Here is a 19,263-nt window from a genome sequence, read left to right on the forward strand (position 1 = left end):
GCTCCCTCTTTATAGGGGGAGCCTTACGGCATATAAATAATAAAAATTATCATAATTATAATTCAATGTGCACATAAGGAAATATTCTATGAATAATAGAATGTGGATATTATATTTATTGGGCGCAGCAAGTGCATGGCCATTAGGTGCATTAGGCAATACTGTTCCAATGTTAATTGATCAGAATAACCCATCTAAAATATCGCGCGACATTACTAAGCCACAAACAATGCGGGTGGCACCGCCAACAATTTCTCCGCCATCGCCGAATACTAAATTGACATTGGACACTTTAATTGAAGTGAAGCATATTCAATTTATAGGAGGCACTCAATATGATATTAATGTCCTGAGTGAACCCTTTAGTGCTTATATTGGTAAAAAAGTGCCATTAAAAAAACTATTGGCCGCTGCCCAGTCTATTACAAAAATGTACCAGGAAGATGGTTATATTCTCTCTTATGCTTATCTGCCGACAGATAACTTTGCCCATGGTACGCTGAAAATAGGGTTAGTTGAGGGCTATATTGCTAATGCGCGTATTCAAAGCGAAAATGCAGCAATAGGGCGCTGGCTGACTAAATTGTCTCAGCGCATTATGGCAGAGCAGCCGCTAACCCAGGATACCTTTGAGCGCTACTCTATTTTGATGAGCCGCACACCGGATACTAAAGTGCTCGCCACGGCTAAAAACCCCGATAATATATACGGTGCCACATTATTGGATGTGAAAGCTGACCATCCGCGTCACTGGAATGTCACTACGGCATTAGACAGCCGCAAAGGGGTTTATAGTGGGGTACTGAATGCAACCTTAAGTGGTTTTACACCTTATGCTGAGCAACTGGGTGTTGCGACATTATTACCGCTCGACAGTAAAAATAGAGATCAATATTTGGGAGTGAACTATCAGCAATATTTAGGCAGTAATGGTTTGTTATTACAAACCCGTGGCAGTTATTATAAACAAGAACCCAAAGATTATACCGATGTGCTGACACTACTCCCACAAAACATTACTTTATCAAGCCGCACTGAGCAAACGCAATATACTGGCGGGGTGGTGTTAAGTTATCCGCTGCAATTAACGCGTAAGCGGCAATGGACAGTCAGTGGCGGTGTGGATTATCTGGAAAAAAGTTATAATTTAAAAAGCCGAGCTCGTTTTAATACATTTAATAATACATTGCTCGATTTAGAGGACCAAAATCAGCGCATGCGTTATCCAGCGGCTGAATTAGCACTGACGGGTTATCAGGAATATACCCAATCTTATTGGAGCACGCGCGCTAGTGTGCGCAAGGGGATAAATGGGGCTTTGGCATCCAGTTCGGTTCCATGGGGAGATTTGGGATTTACCCGTTGGAAACTCACCGGGGATGCGGCGTATTTAATGGCAGAGAAGTGGCGGTTAAGTGCCTCGGTTGAAGGGGATTGGTCTGACAATGATCTGCCGGAAGCGGAGCATGTCACTTTTGGTGGGCTGCGGTTTGGACGTGGTTATCCTGACAGCGAAGCGACCGGTGACTATGGTTATGGTGGGCAGGTAGAAATGCGCTATATGCATAATCGGGAAAAGGGGGACTGGCTCAAAACCATTCAGCCCTATGCGGTGCTGGATACGGCTCACACTGGGTATAACTCGCCCATATTCCGTTCACAAAAATTGGCTTCTTATGCCGTGGGTGTCACCTTGGGTGATAACAAGCACTATTCGCTCTCACTGGAAGGGGCGAGGCCAATTGGTGACCTGCCCAGTGATAGCTCACGCCGTGATTGGCGGTTTAATGCCACGTTGACTTATAACTTTGCTAATTAAGTTAAGAAGCCATTAACGCAGGTAATGGATAACCTGATTACCGCTGCCGCGCCAAATAAGTGACGGATCTTTTAGGTCTTGCACAAATTTGCCATCGACCAGAACATTAATTAAATTAACCACTTGCTGTTGTTCGTCAGTCAGCTCATTAAGTGTGTAGCCCGTCCAGAGCCAAATATCTTTGCCGTCGCACTGCTGGCGTACACGTGTTACCAGTTGCAAGATGGCTGACAGATTTTGCGGGTGCAGCGGATCACCGCCGGAGAGGGATAGCCCTTGCCGACGGATACGGGTGTCATTGAGATCTGCAATGATCCTATCTTCCATTTCTGCGGTAAATGGTTTGCCTGAATTCAGTCGCCAGGTACTTTTGTTATAACAGCCCACACACTCATGCACACAGCCGGAAACAAATAGTGTGCAGCGAGTGCCGGGGCCGTTGATAACATCCACCGGATAGTATTGATGGTAGTTCAAAGTGGTAATCAGCCCAGTTGTCCATTAGCCAGATGCTTGACTCGCCGTTTCACTTCTTCTTGCTTACCGGCGTTAAATGGTCGTGCATCCGGGCTACCTAAATAACCACATACCCGACGAGTGACGGACACTTTCGAGGGCTCGTGATTACCACATTTCGGGCAAGTAAAGCCCTTGCTGGTACAAGAGAATTCACCGGTAAAGCCGCATTGGTAACATTCATCAATTGGCGTGTTAGTACCGTAATAAGGGACTCGGCTGTAGCTGTAATCCCACACATCTTCCAGCGCCCTAAGGTTATGCTGTAAGTTCGGATATTCGCCATAACAGATGAAACCACCATTGGCTAATGGCGGGTAAGGTGCCTCGAAATCCAGTTTGTCGTATGGATTAACTTTCTTTTCAACATCGAGGTGGAAGCTGTTGGTGTAATAACCTTTGTCGGTGACGCCCTCTACCACACCAAATTCAGCAGTATCAAGGCGGCAGAAGCGGTCGCACAGATTTTCACTTGGGGTACTGTACAAGCTAAAGGCATAGCCGGTTTCATTTTTCCAAGCATCTGTTGCTTGTCTCATCCGCTCGACGATAGCCACGCCTTTTTCACGTAATTCTTTGTTATCAAAGACATGGGTATCATTGCCAAACAGGGCATTAACCGTTTCATGGATACCAATAAAGCCCAGTGAGATGGATGCGCGGCCATTTTTAAAGATTTCAGCGATATTGTCATCCGCTTGCAAGCGCACACCACAAGCCCCCTCCATATACAAGATGGGGGCCACGCGGGCTTTGATGCCTTCCAGCCGTGCAATGCGGGTCATTAATGCTTTTTTGGCTAACAGCAAGCGCTCGTCAAGTAATTGCCAGAATTTCTCCTCATTACCTTGGGCTTCCAGAGCGATGCGCGGCAGGTTAAGGCTGATAACCCCCAGATTATTGCGGCCATCGTGGATCTGCTGGCCATCTTCCTCATAGACCCCCAAGAAGCTGCGGCAGCCCATGGGCGTCTTGAAGGAGCCAGTGACTTTAACCACTTGATCATAATTGAGAATATCTGGGTACATGCGCTTGGTCGCGCACTCCAGTGCCAGCTGTTTGATATCGTAGTTGGCATCGCCAAATTTATGGTTCAGACCATCACGGATAGCAAAAACCAGTTTCGGGAATACCGCAGTTTTTCGATTTTTACCCAGGCCGGCAATGCGGTTACGCAGAATGGCCTGTTGAATCATACGTGATTGCCAACTGGTGCCCAGCCCGAAACCGAAGGTGACAAACGGGGTTTGACCATTCGCGGTATGCAGCGTGTTGACTTCATATTCCAGTGATTGGAACGCGTCGTAACACTCTTTTTCGGTACGCGACATAGCATAACCGGCGGCATCTGGGATCTGCCACTCATCGGCCACGGCCTTATGCTTATTAAAACTTTCTGTGACGAATGGTGCCAGAATTTCATCAATACGGTTAATAGTTGTGCCGCCATAAATATGGCTGGCGACCTGCGCGATGATTTGTGCGGTGACGGCGGTGGCGGTAGAAATGGATTTTGGTGGCTCGATTTCCGCGTTCCCCATTTTAAAACCGTGGGTCAACATGCCATCAAGGTCGATAAGCATACAGTTGAACATCGGGAAGAATGGTGCGTAATCCAAGTCATGGTAGTGAATCTCGCCACGTTCATGCGCCAAGACCACGTCCCGTGGCAAGATATGCTGTTTGGCGTAGTGTTTAGCGACAATCCCGGCCAGTAGATCGCGCTGAGTCGGAATGACTTTGCTGTCTTTATTGGCGTTTTCGTTAAGTAGCGCTTTGTTACTTTGCTCCACTAAACCCCGGATTTCTTGGTTCAGGCGACCACGCAGTTCCCGCGAGATATCCCTATCATGGCGATACTCGATATAAGCTCGAGCGAGCTGCTTGTATTGACCGGCCATCAGTTGGTTTTCGACCGCAGTTTGGATGTCGCGGATATCAACTTTCGGCTGGCTCTCCATCGTCTGAGCGACCACACGGGCAACAGTTGCACAATAATCTGCGTCTACCACGCCAACCGCCAGCGCAGCGCGCTCGACAGCTTCCTTGATTCGCACCTCATCAAAAGGTACCTGACAACCGTCCCGTTTAATCACTACTGTTTTCACAATGTCGCTCCTGTATCCTGCCGCGTAGCATGACCCGCAATACCATCTTATCCACAAGGCAACCCGCAGCAGATAAGGGCTACGAGGGGGTGTGGATGATTTTGTGGATAACTACTACATATAGGCATCTAATTTCCTATAGACACTATATATGGGTAATGGCAGAAGTGACAGCCAACATAATTGACCTAGAACAAGGAAATCGGATTTAGGTTAATTCCCTGTTCAGTACGTCACAAAATGGATATTTTTATGCTGCTTTTTTGCGCCATTGGCATGGGTTAGGGATTATGCGCACGGAAATGTTCTAGCAGAAAATCGACCCACACTCGTACCCGCGAAGGTAAATTGGCGCAAGCATAATAGAGCCACAATGGCACCGGCTCAGGCCAGTGCTGGGCTAATACCGGAACCAGACTCCCATCGGCAAAATGAGCTTCTGCATGCCACTGTGCCACATAGGTTATTCCCATATCGGCCAGTGCGGCATTCAGTAAGACTTCGGGTTGTGAAATGACCAAACGGCCCGCAAGTTCGAGGGATTGCACTTCATTATTCTGTTGCAGTCGCCATTTGACTATTCGCCCGGTTGATGGATTGCGATGTAGCAAACACTGGTGTTGATAGAGATCTTGCGGGTGGGTCGGGGTGCCATAGCGCGCCAGATAAGCGGGGCTGGCCGCTAACACCATTTGCATTGGGTAAAACTGGCGTGCAATCAAACGGCTATCGGGATCAATATGTGTGCCAATCCCAACATCGAACCCTTCACTAACCAAATTAACGACTCTGGCCTCCAATGAAAGATCTAAGTCAATCTGTGGATAGCGCGCCATAAATTCTGGAATTAGCGGCATTAACAGTTGTCGACCAAAACCGGGGATCACACTGACCCGAATCGTCCCGCTGGGATGTTGCTCATCATTACGTACCGTGTCCAGAGTCTGTGACAGCGCCTGCCAAAGAGGTGCTATCCGCGCTAATAAAGCACGGCCTTCATCTGTTAACACCACACTGTGGGTATTGCGCTGAAACAGGCGCAGCGCCAATTTTTCTTCTAACACGCGGATATTTTTACTCACGGCGGCGGGGGTGACGCCCAATTGGCGAGCCGCGACAGAAAAATTCTCGCTTTGGGCGGCGCTCAGAAATGCGGGCAATAAGCGGTGAATATCAACAGGTAATGACATTATGGTTGATACCTTGGGTTGAAATTAATATGACTGATTACAGCCTACACTGGCGGCGTTGAAAATGAAAAAATAACCCGATTAAAGCTAATGGAGTGTCTGTTATGTCGCGTGTTTTAGTGTTGACTGCCCATCGTAAACCGGATGAATCTCGTATCAACCATGGGTTAATAGAAGCGGTGCGAGTATTACCCCATGTCACCGTGCATGAACTGATTCGTGAATATCCCGACTTTCACATTGATGTCGCGCGCGAACAAGAGTTGCTGGCGGCCCATGATGTGATTGTGATGATGTTTCCATTTTACTGGTATAGCTCTCCGGCCATTTTAAGTGAGTGGCAAGATGCGGTTTTAACCTATGGTTTTGCTTATGGAAGCCGCGGGGACCAATTGCGTGGCAAATCTTTGCAGTTGGTGGTGTCGACCGGGGGGAAAGCACAGGATTATACCCCACAGGGCTATAACCGTTACCCGGCGTTAGATTTATTGTTACCTTTCCACGCCATGGCAAATCTGACCGGCATGGATTTTCTGCCGCCATTTTTGCTGCAAGGGGCCAATGCCATGGAGGAGGATACTTTGCAGCAGTCTATTCAGAGTGTGGTGAGGATGATGGAGGTTTTTTAGCTTTTAGTGAACGGCTCAGATGCTAATACACCGAGCCGCCTCTATTGTGCACGAAAAAATCTACCCCATAAAATGCTCGGCTAACTCGAGATCTCGCCGAGTAAATTCCCGCACTATCTTGCCGCTTTCCATCATTGCTGCGCGCTCAGACATGTGCGCCACCACATCACTGTCGTGGCTAACCAATAAATATGTCATGCCATGTTCGCGTTTCAAGTGATTGAGTAAATTGAGGATTTCCGCCTGAACTGACATATCTAATGCTGAGGTCGGCTCATCCAACAGTAGCAGTTTTGGCCGTAATAACAGGGCGCGGGCAATGGCAATGCGCTGGCGCTGACCGCCGGAGAACTGATGAGGGTAGCGCTGTGCCGCCGCAGCAGGTAAACCCACTTGCTCGAGTGCTTGGTCAATTCTTTGCTGAATATTATTCTCGCCATGAATCTTCAGTGGCTCACCCAGAGTGCGCTGAATATTGTGTTGCGGATGAAGTGAAGCATAGGGGTCTTGGAATACCATTTGTACATCTTTACGCAATTGACCCACAAAACGTTTCCCTGGCTGTAAGGGTTGGCCCAGCAGGGTAATTTCACCTTGCCACTCCCGCTGCAAACCCGCCAGAGTACGTAATACAGTGGATTTGCCACAGCCAGAGGCACCAATCAGGCTGAAAGTTTCCCCCTCTTCAACCGCAAAACTGACCGACTCAACTGCGGTTTTCACCTGATTTTTCTGGGCAAAACTGACCTGTAGATGGTTGACTTCAATCAGTGCCACGAGAACCTCCAGAGAAATCAGCGCTGCGATCTAATACTGGTAAATCAGTGCCATAGGTGCTGGCATTCGGGCGACAGGCCCACAGCGTATGGGTATAGGGGTGAGTTGAATGGGGCAGGTCAGCCGCAGCGCCTTGATCGACCAATTTTCCCTGATACATCACCAAAACTCGGTGACAATGTTCGGCAACCAACGGCAGGTCGTGGCTAATCAGCAACAAACTCATATTGCGCTGTTCAGTTTGCTCGACAATCAACGCCAGAATTTGGTTACGCAGCTTAGCATCCAATGCCGACGTTGGCTCATCGGCAATCAATACCCGCGGATTATTCACCAAAGCGATAGCTAACATCGCCCGCTGGCCCATGCCGCCGGACAGTTGGCCGGGGTAGCTGTGATAAGCACTTTCATTGAGCCCGACGGATGCCAGTGCATTTAACACGCGCTCGCGCGTATCTGCCCTGGAAAGGGTGTTATGCAACAGCAGAGACTCTTCAACTTGTTTGCCAACAGTGCGCACCGGATTCAGGGCATAGCGGGGGTCTTGCAGCACCATGGCAATCTCACTGCCACGTAATGCACCCCACTGTTTTGGCTGCAACTGCAATAAATTGTGCTCGATAATTTGGCCAGAATGGCCCTGTTGGTCAGTATTATCAGCATAATAACTCAGCTTTTTAGCACTGACTTTCCCCGGCGCGCGGACTAACCCCATCAATGCTCTGGCGGTAATAGATTTGCCTGAGCCAGATTCCCCCACGAGTGCAACCCGCTCACGACCGAGGTGGAATGAAATATTATCCACCACTCGCTGTTGTTGAAAATCGACAGATAGCCCGTCGACGGCAAAAATTTTATCAGTCATGGTGAGGATCCAAAATATCGCGCAAGCCGTCGCCTAACAGGTTAAATGCCATGCTGCTGAGTAAGATAGCGCAGCCCGGAATGGCCGCAATCCACCATTGGTCAAAGATAACCTGCATACCGTCGGCAACCATAGAGCCCCATTCGGACATCGGCGGGCGCGCCCCTAACCCGAGGAAACCCAGCCCTGCTGCGGCTAAGATGATTCCGGCTAAATCTAAGGCCAAACGCACCACCGCCGATGGCAGACACATAGGTAAAATATGGCCCCACAGCAAGCGCAAGCCTTTGATTCCCATCATTTCAGCCGCGGCCAGATAATCACTTTTACGTAATAATTGAATCTCGGCTCTGGCCTGGCGAGCATAGGCCGGCCAGGTGGTCAGTGCCAGCGCCAGCGCGCCATTAATTAGACCGGGGCCAAGCATGGCAACAAAAGCAAAAGCCAGAATCAGCCGTGGCATTGACATCACCACATCAGTGACGCGCATCAGAATGCGTTCGAGCCAGCCGCCGTAATAACCGGAAAGTACCCCGACCAGCAAACCTAGCGGCAAGGTTATCACCGTCACCAGCAGCACCAGCCCTAAGGTTGGCCGCGTGCCGTAAATCAGGCGCGACAGCATATCGCGGCCATAACTGTCAGTTCCTAACCAGTGCCCGGCACTCGGCGGCAGCAAGCGGTCAGCCGCGTTTTGCCAGTTGGGATCAAATGGCGCTAACCACGGGGCGAAAATGGCAATTATCACCAACGAGGAGAGAATAAACAGCCCGATACTGGCGGAGGGCGAACGCTTTAGCGCTTGGAAGAATTTTGTCATTGGCATATCAGCGCGTTCTCGGATCGAGCAGACGGACGAGTAAGTCGGTCACATTATTAATCAAAATAAAGCACATGCCGAGCAGCAGAGTGCCACCCATAATCGCAGTGGTATCGCCGGCAAACAGCGCACTGGTCAGGTAGCGGCCAATGCCCGGCCAGGCAAAAACAGTTTCGGTTAATACTGCGCCTTCCAACATGCTGGTATAGGCCAAAGCAATGACGGTTAGCAAGGTGCCACGGATATTCGGTAGCACGTGCATCAGTAAAATCCGCATTTCACCCGCGCCTTTAGCTCTTGCCAACGTAATGTACTCTTTATTCAGTTCACTCAAGCAGGCCGAGCGCGTCAGGCGAGTAATGCTGGCTAAGGCGTAGTAAGCGAGTAGGGCGACCGGCAAGATCAAATGGGCGATGGCATTGCCAAAGGCACCCACATCACCGGAGCGCCAAGTGTCGATCAGGGCAAAACCGGTTTTCGCTTCCACGGTATATTGATAAATATCATCAAGACGGCCGGGGCCGGGGCTCCATTGTAGCCGGGCGTAAAACAGCAACAGCATCAGCAGACCAAGCCAGAAGATCGGAACCGAATTCCCCAGCAACGTAATAAAGCGGATAGCGGCATCCAGCTTGCTACCTGCCCAGCGGGCGCACAGCAAACCGAGGATAATCCCCAGTGCTGCGCCGATGATAAGCGATAATGTCGCCAACTCTAATGTGGCAGGGAACACGGTGAGTAAGTCGTGTAACACCGGCTGACCGCTGGCGCTGGCAAGCCCCAAATCACCATGGGCTAACCGCTCCAGATAATGCCAGAATTGTACTGGTAAGGGTTTATCCAACCCAAGCTGTTGTTTAACTTGCTGGTAAGTGGCTTCACTGGCGTGGTCGCCCACGATTTGTAGCACCCTGTCCACCGGCGATAGCGCCGACAGAAAAAAGGTGATAACCAGCAGACCGAATAAGGTCAGGGCCAGGGTCAATAATCCCTGTAAAAACCCCCAAAGACGACGCCGGGATGAGTTTCCCGGCGTTTGATTTAGTGCTAAAGACATTAAGCTGCCTGAATTAAATATGTTTTATCAATAAGTCAGCGTTATTTGCTGACACGGTCATAATAGACCATATCTGCATTCAGACCTTGTTGGTAGCCTTTTACGTTATCCCGCAGCACAACTTGTGCTTTGGCTTGATCAATAAAGATATAAGGCGAGTTTTTTTGCAGCTCTTCTTGCAGTTGGGTGTAGCGCGCAGTGCGTTTGGCTGGGTCGGCCTCGGCGACGGCTGCCAGTGTTTCTTTATTCAGCTCAGGAATAACCCAGCCGTTCAAACCCGCCACTGTGCTGCTCTTACCATCGTTATAAGCAAAGGCGCTGGCATTAGAGTGCGCATCAAAGTAATCCGGGATCCACAGGCGCACTGCGGACTGATGCTGCTTAGCCCGCACGCGGCCATAGACCTGGCTACCCGCTGCTGGCAGCAACACCAGTTTCACCCCGCCCTGGGCAAAGCTGGCTTGCAAGGACTGAGCAATAGTAATAAATGGCGGTTTATTCTCAACATCCAGAGTCAATGTGGCGTCTTTGATACCGGCTTTCTTCAGAATCTCTTTGGCTTTAGCGGGATCAAAGGTGAATGGATTGCTTTCCAGTGCGCCCGGTAAACCGACGGGCAGGAAGCTTTGATGCACAAAATACTGGTCTTTCAGTAAGTCTTTGGTAATACCTTGATAATCAACCAAATAGCGGGCAGCTTGCCAAAATTCAGGCTTGCTCAGCAATGGATTCGCCGGGTTAGCAGTGTTAAAGACCAAATAGTTTTGTTCGGCTGATGGGATCTCGACAACTTTAATGCCCGCTTGGGTTTTCAGTGCCGCAGTTTGGTCTGGGCCTAATTCGCGGGCGATATCGGCATCACCCTGCTGGATAAGCAAGCGGCGAGCGCTTGGGTCTGGAACGTTTTTAATAATAACATTTTTAATCAGCGGTTTATCGCCAGGTGATGTTGGGTTGGCATCCAGTACAATGGCCTGATGCGGCTGATAAACACGCATTTTGAATGGGCCGCTACCGGCTGAATGCATTTTCAGCCAAGCATTGCCATAGTCGTTTTCTTTAACATTGGCGCTGACGGCTTTTTTATCAACAATTGAGGCAATCGGTGTTGATAAAATATTCAACGCCACTGCGGGGCTAACATCTGCACTCCAACTCAGTCGCACGGTATTGTTATCAATCTTCTTCAAATGCTGTTCGATATTACTCGCATCCCAACCTAAGACATTAAGAATAAAGGCCGGTGAGCGGTTCATTTTAACGGCACGATTAAAGGAATAAATCACATCATCGGCTTGCACCGGATTACCCGATGAAAATACTGCATCGGGGCGCAATTTCACTGTGAGGGTTTTTGCGCCAGCATCGCTTTGCCAGCTTTCAGCTAGCACCGGCACGACTTTCGCCGGATTATCACGATCGGCTTGCACCAGACGTTGATAGAGACTTGGAATAGTCTGGATGCTGGACAATTCATTGCTTTCAGCCGGATCAAGACTAACGATATCATCCAGGGATTGTACGACTACCAGAGTGTCTGGTGGTGTTGCCGCCAAAGCACTGCCAGATAGTGCTGTCAAAACCAATAACGACAGAATTTTAGCTTTCATTGAAACTCCCTGAAAATAGATTAACGCCATTATGCTGTTTAATAGATACGCGGATGATAGATAGTTACGTCAATAGGAAATTATTTTTTTTTCGACTATTTCAGCGCAGTTTCTCACAATAATAGCTTGGTTGTCTGTGGTCAAAGTCTCAACAGTTATTTATTATAGCAATTAGTGATAAGGGCATATTGCAAAAAAGTAATGATTCTGAGGCGGCGGAACGAGAGGATTGTACCAGACATGCAGAACCCTCTACTGGCATGAATAAATGTTAGGGAATTCGCACTCAATGACGGGTGAACTGGTTATAATGGAACGTCATTTCATTTATATAAAAGGAAAAACCATGATCACCGGAAACATTCATCATTTGGAATTATTGCCTTATCTGCCAGCACAATTAAAAGCAGCCATTGAATATGTGAAAAGTCATATCACGGCAGAAACCCCATTGGGTAAACATGATATTGATGGCAATAATATGTTTGTATTGATCTCCAATGACAGCACCGACTATCTGGAAAATCGCCGAGCGGAATATCATGCTAAATATCTGGATATTCAGATAGTTCTGGCGGGTGTTGAGGGAATGACTTTCAGTAATTTGCCAGCTGGCAAACCTGATACTGACTGGTTAGCAGATAAAGATATTGCCTTTTTACCGGCGGGTGTTGATGAGAAGCAGTTTGTGATGCAATCCGGTGATTTTGTCGTGTTTTATCCGGGTGAAGTGCATAAGCCGTTATGTGCAGTGGGCGAGCCTGCTAATGTGCGCAAGGCAGTTGTTAAAATCGCAGTTAACTAGGCTATTTTACTTGCCATTTTGAAGCTGGCTCGTGCTCGCCGCCGTCATTCTGTTGGTTGTGCGCTGTCGGTGAATATCTATTGGGGTAGAGAAAAGGCCAAACAGCGACTGTATTGGCCTTTTACGATGCTAACTATTTTTATGCATTACTCAGGGTGGCGACCATCACTGCTTTGATGGTGTGCAGGCGGTTTTCTGCTTGATCAAACACAATGCTATGTGCGGATTCAAACACTTCTTCGGTCACCTCCATGCCGCCCGGTAAGTCATAAAGCTCGGCCATCTGCTTGCCAACAGTGGTTTGGTCATCGTGGAATGCTGGCAGGCAGTGCAAAAATTTAACCTGCGGGTTGCCGGTCAGCTTCACCACCGCCATATTGACCTGATAAGGTTTCAACAGAGCGACTCGCTCCTGCCAGACTTCTTTCGGTTCCCCCATGGAGACCCAAACATCGGTATACAGGAAATCAGCCCCTTTGACCCCCTCGGCAATATCTTCCGTCAGGGTGATTTTAGCGCCAGTCTTTTTGGCCTGCGCCTGACAAGCGGCCACTAATTCGGCTTCTGGCCAGCAGGCTTTCGGCGCGACCAGCCGCAAATCCATCCCCACCAGAGCGGCGGCTTCTAACATCGTGTTACCCATGTTGTTGCGTGCATCACCGAGGTAAGCAAACTTCATTTCACTCAATGGCTTACCCGGTAAATGCTCCTGCATCGTCAGCAAATCGGCCAATAATTGGGTTGGATGGAATTCATTTGTCAGGCCATTCCATACCGGCACGCCGGCAAATTCTGCCAGTGTTTCAACCACCTTTTGGCCGTGACCACGATATTGAATACCATCATACATGCGCCCTAATACTCTGGCGGTATCTTTAATTGATTCTTTATGCCCAATTTGACTCCCTCCTGGGCCGAGGTAAGTCACACGCGCACCTTGATCATATGCGGCAACTTCGAAAGAGCATCGAGTACGGGTCGAGTCTTTTTCGAAGATGAGCGCGATATTCTTACCCACCAGTTTTTGTTGCTCACTGCCGGATTTCTTGGCTTGCTTCAACTGCGCGGCCAAATCCAGCAGCGCTGTAATCTCGCAGGGGGTAAAATCCAGTAACCTTAGAAAATGACGCTTATAGAACTGACTCATAGTATTCATCTCTGCATCCTGAATAGTTAAATTGAATTTAAATTCAATTTATACGTATAAATATTCAATTACAACCCCAATCAACAAATCTTTCTCGTTTGTAGTGGAGGCAACTGCGTGGGTGTGGGAAAATAGCGGCATACTAAGCCCATTGACTGAGGATAAAGGCATGGCAAACCGCGAAATGCTGGACGAACAACGTGACGAGACCCGCCTGATCATCGAAGAACTGCTGGAAGATGGCAGTGATCCGGATGCGCTATACACTATTGAACACCACCTTTCAGCCGAGAAGTTCGAAGTGCTGGAAAAGGCGGCTATTGAAGCATTTAAGCTGGGTTATGAAGTGACGGATGCTGAAGAGCTGGAAGTGGAAGATGGCTCTGTGGTGATGTGCTGCGATGTGATTAGCGAAGTTGCGCTGAATGCCGAAATCATTGACGCGCAGGTTGAACAGCTGATTGCACTGGCTGAGACCTGTGGTGTGAATTACGACGGTTGGGGCACTTACTATGAAGATCCTAACGGCGAAGACGATGAAGACGGCGAATTTGACGACGAAGAGTTGATTGATGAGGATGATGACGGTAAACGTCATTAATTTGATTTTTTTAAAAGTATAATTCTCTTTATCGATCAGACCCGCATTGGTTACAGTGCGGGTTTTTTATTAATCATAATATACCGTTAACCATTTAAAAATTAATACTACGGGCGATATCTTTCAGAGCAATAAATTCACGACAGGTTAAGTTTTTCTCTGTTTCAGCCAGTTGTTCAAGAAAAAGTTTATTTAATTGATCAAGTGTCGGATGATCAAAACCGTACCAAGTATTATATAAATGTTCAACACTCCTTGGTGGGCCAAAATACATCTCAAAGGCTAAGCGATTACGTAATGTATCGTCAAAAGTCACCATTTTCCGGCGGTTGATGGGGGGAATAGATTGACTGGCAGGTGGTGGTACGCGAAGACGTAAAGGGAAAATATTCTGTTGATACTGCCCCATAGCACCGTGATCGGCTGAATGAGCAACAGTGACATCCCAGATAAACATGGCAATTGCCCTAGCCAAATTATCTCCTTGTCTGATCTCTTGGCTATTAGGGAAGCCCCTAACCCAGGCGGCAATGGCATCACTCCAATAGATAATAACAGGATCATTAACAGAGAGATGGTGTACTACGCCACTGACAAATTCAAATATGACGGCATAATAAGCCGCTAAGAAATCCTCAAGATCAGTCCATAATTTTTCGGGATGCATGGAATAACGGTATTGAGGATAATTTTCGTATCCTTCTACCCCATTAAATGCATTATTAAGTAATCCAGGCCAGCCCATATTTTTGTGAATAACAGGAATATTTCCCCAACCACAATAAGGCGTATAAGGTAAATATTGGTTATTATGGGCAACAGAATAGGGAATAAAAGTCACCGCCTGATTAATCGCGAGTTGAATGCGGGTGTGAGCTGATAGTAATTTATACAGTATATGTTGCGTGGGTAAGCAGGTTAAACTAATTGCGCAGATGGCATCCATCGGGAAATGTGTTTTTGGATGGTCAGCCAATGTACTGGTAGTTAATATACCTTGTAGCACAAAATATTTTGCCAGCTCCCAAGAATTAATATTCTCTGGTGTAAGAATTAAGCCATTTATTTTTATTGCCAGTGGCGTACCAGTGATTTTATTTTGACGTTTGAAAATGGTTACTGTAGGAGCAGTATAAAGACCAAATAATGGAATTATTTTATTCATTGTTATCAAATCTAATTTTAAATAACGTGGTTCTCCATTTTCATCCAGCATATTTTTCTGATCAATAAACCCTTCGAAGTCAATATAATCTTGTTGGTTGAATTTTTCGGTTAATAATTTGCTAATCACGCCAAAGAAAATATTGTAAGAAAAAATCTCATCATCGGCAACTTGCAGTTTATAATCTCCAGTCAGCATTTTTAAAATAATTTTAACTCTTCCTGATGTTAATACTTTTCTATAATGAGATACTACATTGATTCTAAAATCATCTAATTGTTCTTGCGGGACATTATTTATAGCAGCAGGTAGTTCAGACATAATGTTATTTATTTTTGGCCATGGGCCTTTGTCACCATAGCGATAATCATTAAGTGTATAACCAGAGGTTGGGCCAGCCCATTTTTCATAAGTTTGTGCAGTCATTATTATCACCTAAATATTAAATTTAATAATGAGTATAGGCGATTAATATTATGTTGTTATTCATTATACTTGTTTATTATTACGTAAAAAATAATTTTACTAATTGTATGCCTATCTATAATAATTTTAATAGATAGGCGAGTAAATAGCTCACGACAGAAGAATTACAGTGTTTTCAACATGGTCACTTCGCAATCGACATGGCCGGTATTTCCCATCGGGCCGTTGATATGCTCAAAACCGAGTTTTTCATATAAACTGATGGCACGGGTCAGACTGGCGGTCGTTTCCAGATAGCAGCGCTCAAATCCCTGTTGGCGGGCAAACTCCAATGCTTGCAGTGCTAATTGTTTTGCCAACCCTTTACCGCGCAATACCGGCAGGAAATACATTTTCTGCAATTCACACAGATCTGCCACACCGCCCGATAAAGGTGCTACGCCGCCGCCACCGGCAATATTGCCGTCCACTTCAACCACCCAGTAAGCACTGCGAGGTTGGCTGTACAGCTCATATAAGTGGTCCAAATTAGGATCAGACACGGTGTAGCCTTTGTCGGCAGTTAAACCGAACTCAGCCGAAACGTCGCGGATAACATTCGCGATAGCAAGATTATCGGCGGCGGTAATGGGGCGCACCAGTAGGCGGATAGGTGTGGCAGTGGTCATGGCGTATTACTCTATAAATCGAATGGTAATAACTTAGTCATAATCTGTAATACCACTGAATGGTGTCAAGGTGCAATGGTAAAAAGTAGGGGCCATGATAGTGAATAATTATCATGACCCCCAGTTAGACTTAACGTATGTCTGATTAATTTACAGTGCAGCGATAGTCGCCTGCTGTTCAATTAACTTTTGTTTGGCTTCAGCACAGGCGGCCATTCTTTCGCGCTCTTTAGCAACGACAGCTTCTGGCGCTCGCGCCACAAAACCTTCATTACTCAATTTACTTTCGATGCGCTCAATTTCGGCTTCCAGCTTGGCCACTTCTTTTGCCAGGCGGTCAAGTTCGGTGGCCTTATCAATCAGGCCAGCCATCGGAATTAATACTTCGGCACCTTCAACCAATTTGGTCACGGATACCGGGCCTTTATCACCATCAGCTAACAGGGTGAGAGAAGACAATCGCGCCAGTGACTGGATGAAACTCTGGTTTTCCAAGACACGACGTTGAGCTTCAGCACTGGCACCACGCAGCATTACTTCCAGTGGTTTACCAGGTGCGATGTTCATTTCTGCACGAATATTACGCACGGCAATAATCGTCTGTTTGATCCACTCCAAATCACTCAGCGCTTTCTCATCAACCTGGCTGGCATTATATTCCGGGAACGGCTGCAACATAATGGTGTCCGCAGTGATACCTTTCAGGGTTTTGACTCGCTGCCAAATAGTTTCGGTGATGTAAGGAATGATCGGGTGTGCCAGACGTAATAGCGCTTCCAATACTTCAATCAGGGTATGACGAGTGCCGCGCAATTCAGCTTCTGAACCGCTGTTCATGACCGGCTTAGTCAATTCCAAGTACCAATCGCAGAATTGGTTCCAGGTAAATTCATACAAAATACCGGCTGCGAGATCGAAGCGGTAAGTGTCCATGGCTTCGCGGTAGGCTTTGATGGTCTGATTAAATTCAGCCAGAATCCAGCGGTCAGCCAGCGACAGCACCATTTCACCGCCATTCTGCCCGCAATCTTGCCCTTCGGTATTCATCAGCACGAACCGGCTGGCGTTCCACAGCTTGTTACAGAAGTTGCGATAACCCTCTAGGCGTTTCATATCCCAGTTGATATCACGGCCAGTTGAGGCCAACGCCGCCAGGGTAAAGCGCAGGGCATCCGTACCGTGCGGCTCAATGCCGTTAGGGAACTGCTTCTCGGTGCGCTTGCGGATTTTCTCAGCCAGTTGCGGCTGCATCATGTTGCCGGTACGTTTTTCCAGTAGCTCTTCCAGCGAAATGCCATCGACCATATCCAGTGGGTCAATAACGTTACCTTTCGACTTGGACATTTTCTGCCCTTCGTCATCGCGGATAAGGCCGGTCATGTACACGGTTTTAAACGGCACTTGCGGTTTGCCATTTTCATCTTTCATAAAGTGCATGGTCAGCATGATCATGCGAGCAATCCAGAAGAAAATAATATCGAAGCCACTGACCACCACACTGGTCGGATGGAAAGTTTTCAGTGCTTCGGTTTGCTCAGGCCAACCCAGTGTGGAGAAAGTCCACAGACCGGATGAGAACCAGGTATCCAGCACGTCCTCATCCTGACGCAAGGCAACATCAGCCCCTAAGTTGTTGTCACGGCGTACTTCCGCCTCATCGCGGCCAACATACACTTTTCCCTGCTCGTCATACCACGCGGGGATGCGGTGGCCCCACCATAATTGACGGGAAATACACCAGTCTTGGATATCGCGCATCCATGAGTAATACATATTTTCGTACTGTTTAGGCACGAATTGGATCTCGCCATTCTCGACCGCTTCTATCGCCACTTTGGCCAGCGGAGCCGTGCGCACATACCATTGGTCGGTCAGCATCGGCTCGATAACTACGCCGCCCCGGTCGCCATAAGGTACCGTCAGGTCATGCGCTTTGATCTCTTCCAACAGGCCGAGTTTATCGAATTCAGCCACCACCGCTTTACGCGCCGCAAAACGCTCCAGACCTTGGAATTGTGCTGGAATTGTACTGCTGCAAGCATCACTGGCTTCGCCGTTGGTATCAAACACTTCAGCTTCTGTGCGGATATCACCGTCGAAAGTCAAAATGTTGATCATCGGCAGGGCGTGGCGCTTACCGACTTCATAGTCATTAAAATCGTGAGCTGGCGTGATTTTCACGCAACCGGTGCCTTTTTCCATATCGGCGTGTTCATCACCGAGGATCGGAATACGGCGGCCAACCAGCGGCAAGATAACTTCTTTACCGATCAGATCTTTATAACGTGGATCTTCCGGGTTTACCGCCACTCCGGTATCACCCAGTACGGTTTCCGGGCGAGTGGTGGCGACGACCAGATAATCTTTACCCTCAGCAGTTTTCGCACCATCAGCCAGCGGGTAGCGCAAATGCCACATTGAGCCTTTGGACTCGCGGTTTTCCACTTCCAGATCAGAAATGGCGGTACGCAGCTTGGGATCCCAGTTCACCAGGCGCTTGCCACGGTAAATCAGATCTTCTTTATGCAGACGGACAAACACTTCTTTCACCGCGTTGGACAGGCCATCGTCCATGGTGAAACGTTCGCGTTCCCAATCCACGGAGTTCCCCAAGCGGCGCATTTGGCGAGTAATGGTGCCGCCCGACTCGCCTTTCCATTCCCAAATTTTATCAATAAATGCATCACGGCCGTAATCGTGGCGAGTTTTGCCCTCTTCTGCGGCAATCTTGCGCTCAACCACCATTTGGGTCGCGATCCCGGCGTGGTCGGTTCCGGCTTGCCACAAGGTATTTTTGCCCTGCATACGTTGATAACGAATCAAAGTATCCATGATGGTTTGCTGGAAAGCATGGCCCATGTGTAGGCTGCCGGTGACGTTCGGCGGCGGGATCATGATGCAGTAACTTTCTTTACTGGTATCGCCGTTTGGTTTGAAATAACCCTGTTTTTCCCAATGCTCATACAGCGGCTGTTCGATTTCCTGCGGGCTGTATGTTTTATCGAGGGACGGCTCAGTTTTGTCGATATTAGACGGTGTGTTTTCCATTTTCTTTTTATT

General features: G+C 47.9%; 16 protein-coding genes. 4 read left to right on the forward strand and 12 right to left on the reverse strand.

What is annotated here, in order from left to right; translation table 11 throughout:
• The first annotated feature begins 88 nt into the window (after positions 1-88).
• Positions 89-1,819 (forward strand): ShlB/FhaC/HecB family hemolysin secretion/activation protein, encoded by a 1,731-nt coding sequence (locus D5F51_RS02655; RefSeq protein WP_129195524.1) that lies wholly within the window; start codon positions 89-91, stop codon positions 1,817-1,819.
• 12 nt (positions 1,820-1,831) lie between these two features.
• Here the strand turns inward: D5F51_RS02655 and nrdG are convergent, their stop codons facing one another.
• From nrdG to D5F51_RS02670, 3 genes are all read right to left on the reverse strand, one after another.
• On the reverse strand, positions 1,832-2,296 hold the full coding sequence (gene nrdG / locus D5F51_RS02660) for an anaerobic ribonucleoside-triphosphate reductase-activating protein (RefSeq protein ID WP_025379653.1): 465 nt from the start codon (positions 2,294-2,296) through the stop codon (positions 1,832-1,834).
• A gap of 8 nt (positions 2,297-2,304) precedes the next feature.
• Entirely contained in the window at positions 2,305-4,443 is a 2,139-nt protein-coding gene (nrdD, locus tag D5F51_RS02665) for an anaerobic ribonucleoside-triphosphate reductase (protein WP_129195525.1), read from the reverse strand.
• A 281-nt stretch (positions 4,444-4,724) separates the two neighbouring features.
• Positions 4,725-5,633, reverse strand: a complete 909-nt coding sequence (locus D5F51_RS02670) for a LysR family transcriptional regulator (protein ID WP_129195526.1) — start codon at positions 5,631-5,633, stop codon at positions 4,725-4,727.
• 104 nt (positions 5,634-5,737) lie between these two features.
• Here D5F51_RS02670 and D5F51_RS02675 point away from each other — a divergent pair, with 104 nt between their 5' ends.
• Complete coding sequence (locus tag D5F51_RS02675; RefSeq protein WP_129195527.1) at positions 5,738-6,262, forward strand: NAD(P)H-dependent oxidoreductase; 525 nt, start codon at positions 5,738-5,740, stop codon at positions 6,260-6,262.
• Between the two features lie 60 nt (positions 6,263-6,322).
• Here the strand turns inward: D5F51_RS02675 and D5F51_RS02680 are convergent, their stop codons facing one another.
• Genes D5F51_RS02680 through D5F51_RS02700 form a run of 5 tightly spaced genes read right to left on the reverse strand, consistent with a single transcriptional unit; the run spans position 6,323 to position 11,391 of the window.
• Positions 6,323-7,039 carry an ABC transporter ATP-binding protein gene (locus D5F51_RS02680; protein ID WP_129195528.1) on the reverse strand — a complete coding sequence of 239 codons (717 nt, stop codon included), beginning with the start codon at positions 7,037-7,039 and terminating at the stop codon, positions 6,323-6,325.
• Positions 7,026-7,904, reverse strand: a complete 879-nt coding sequence (locus D5F51_RS02685; protein WP_129195529.1) for an ABC transporter ATP-binding protein — start codon at positions 7,902-7,904, stop codon at positions 7,026-7,028. The genes D5F51_RS02680 and D5F51_RS02685 overlap by 14 nt, the downstream gene beginning before the upstream one ends.
• Positions 7,897-8,730, reverse strand: a complete 834-nt coding sequence (locus D5F51_RS02690) for an ABC transporter permease (protein ID WP_025379648.1) — start codon at positions 8,728-8,730, stop codon at positions 7,897-7,899. Before D5F51_RS02690 ends, D5F51_RS02685 begins: the two co-directional genes overlap by 8 nt.
• 1 nt (position 8,731) lies before the next feature.
• Positions 8,732-9,781, reverse strand: coding sequence for an ABC transporter permease (locus tag D5F51_RS02695; RefSeq protein ID WP_129195530.1), 1,050 nt, complete (start codon positions 9,779-9,781; stop codon positions 8,732-8,734).
• A 41-nt stretch (positions 9,782-9,822) separates the two neighbouring features.
• Positions 9,823-11,391 carry an ABC transporter substrate-binding protein gene (locus D5F51_RS02700; protein WP_129195531.1) on the reverse strand — a complete coding sequence of 523 codons (1,569 nt, stop codon included), beginning with the start codon at positions 11,389-11,391 and terminating at the stop codon, positions 9,823-9,825.
• Positions 11,392-11,737: 346 nt separating this feature from the next.
• Between D5F51_RS02700 and D5F51_RS02705 the strand changes: the two genes are divergently transcribed.
• Complete coding sequence (locus D5F51_RS02705) at positions 11,738-12,196, forward strand: NanQ anomerase/TabA/YiaL family protein (protein ID WP_025379645.1); 459 nt, start codon at positions 11,738-11,740, stop codon at positions 12,194-12,196.
• 139 nt (positions 12,197-12,335) lie between these two features.
• On the opposite strand, the gene argF is transcribed toward D5F51_RS02705, so the two are convergent.
• Positions 12,336-13,343 carry an ornithine carbamoyltransferase gene (gene argF / locus D5F51_RS02710; protein WP_129199144.1) on the reverse strand — a complete coding sequence of 336 codons (1,008 nt, stop codon included), beginning with the start codon at positions 13,341-13,343 and terminating at the stop codon, positions 12,336-12,338.
• 169 nt (positions 13,344-13,512) lie between these two features.
• Between argF and rraB the strand changes: the two genes are divergently transcribed.
• On the forward strand, positions 13,513-13,944 hold the full coding sequence (gene rraB, locus D5F51_RS02715; protein ID WP_129195532.1) for a ribonuclease E inhibitor RraB: 432 nt from the start codon (positions 13,513-13,515) through the stop codon (positions 13,942-13,944).
• 94 nt (positions 13,945-14,038) lie between these two features.
• On the opposite strand, the gene D5F51_RS02720 is transcribed toward rraB, so the two are convergent.
• The 3 genes from D5F51_RS02720 to D5F51_RS02730 form a co-directional block, all read right to left on the reverse strand.
• Positions 14,039-15,535 carry a hypothetical protein gene (locus D5F51_RS02720; RefSeq protein WP_129195533.1) on the reverse strand — a complete coding sequence of 499 codons (1,497 nt, stop codon included), beginning with the start codon at positions 15,533-15,535 and terminating at the stop codon, positions 14,039-14,041.
• A gap of 164 nt (positions 15,536-15,699) precedes the next feature.
• Entirely contained in the window at positions 15,700-16,203 is a 504-nt protein-coding gene (locus D5F51_RS02725) for a GNAT family N-acetyltransferase (RefSeq protein ID WP_025379641.1), read from the reverse strand.
• Positions 16,204-16,353: 150 nt separating this feature from the next.
• The gene (locus tag D5F51_RS02730; RefSeq protein WP_129195534.1) at positions 16,354-19,251 is read right to left on the reverse strand and encodes a valine--tRNA ligase; all 2,898 of its coding nucleotides are present in this window, start codon (positions 19,249-19,251) and stop codon (positions 16,354-16,356) included.
• Positions 19,252-19,263: the final 12 nt, after the last annotated feature.

Origin of the sequence: Yersinia hibernica (genome assembly GCF_004124235.1) — a bacterium.
Taxonomy (GTDB): Bacteria; Pseudomonadota; Gammaproteobacteria; order Enterobacterales; family Enterobacteriaceae; genus Yersinia; species Yersinia hibernica.

Excerpts from the sequence above, each read along its gene's own strand:
- D5F51_RS02655 (WP_129195524.1), top strand. The coding sequence starts at position 89 with ATGAATAATAGAATGTGGATATTATATTTATTGGGCGCAGCAAGTGCA.
- D5F51_RS02670 (WP_129195526.1), bottom strand. The coding sequence starts at position 5,633 with ATGTCATTACCTGTTGATATTCACCGCTTATTGCCCGCATTTCTGAGC.
- D5F51_RS02675 (WP_129195527.1), top strand. The coding sequence starts at position 5,738 with ATGTCGCGTGTTTTAGTGTTGACTGCCCATCGTAAACCGGATGAATCT.
- D5F51_RS02685 (WP_129195529.1), bottom strand. The coding sequence starts at position 7,904 with ATGACTGATAAAATTTTTGCCGTCGACGGGCTATCTGTCGATTTTCAA.
- D5F51_RS02690 (WP_025379648.1), bottom strand. The coding sequence starts at position 8,730 with ATGCCAATGACAAAATTCTTCCAAGCGCTAAAGCGTTCGCCCTCCGCC.
- D5F51_RS02695 (WP_129195530.1), bottom strand. The coding sequence starts at position 9,781 with ATGTCTTTAGCACTAAATCAAACGCCGGGAAACTCATCCCGGCGTCGT.
- D5F51_RS02700 (WP_129195531.1), bottom strand. The coding sequence starts at position 11,391 with ATGAAAGCTAAAATTCTGTCGTTATTGGTTTTGACAGCACTATCTGGC.
- D5F51_RS02705 (WP_025379645.1), top strand. The coding sequence starts at position 11,738 with ATGATCACCGGAAACATTCATCATTTGGAATTATTGCCTTATCTGCCA.
- argF (WP_129199144.1), bottom strand. The coding sequence starts at position 13,343 with ATGAGTCAGTTCTATAAGCGTCATTTTCTAAGGTTACTGGATTTTACC.
- rraB (WP_129195532.1), top strand. The coding sequence starts at position 13,513 with ATGGCAAACCGCGAAATGCTGGACGAACAACGTGACGAGACCCGCCTG.
- D5F51_RS02720 (WP_129195533.1), bottom strand. The coding sequence starts at position 15,535 with ATGACTGCACAAACTTATGAAAAATGGGCTGGCCCAACCTCTGGTTAT.
- D5F51_RS02725 (WP_025379641.1), bottom strand. The coding sequence starts at position 16,203 with ATGACCACTGCCACACCTATCCGCCTACTGGTGCGCCCCATTACCGCC.
- D5F51_RS02730 (WP_129195534.1), bottom strand. The coding sequence starts at position 19,251 with ATGGAAAACACACCGTCTAATATCGACAAAACTGAGCCGTCCCTCGAT.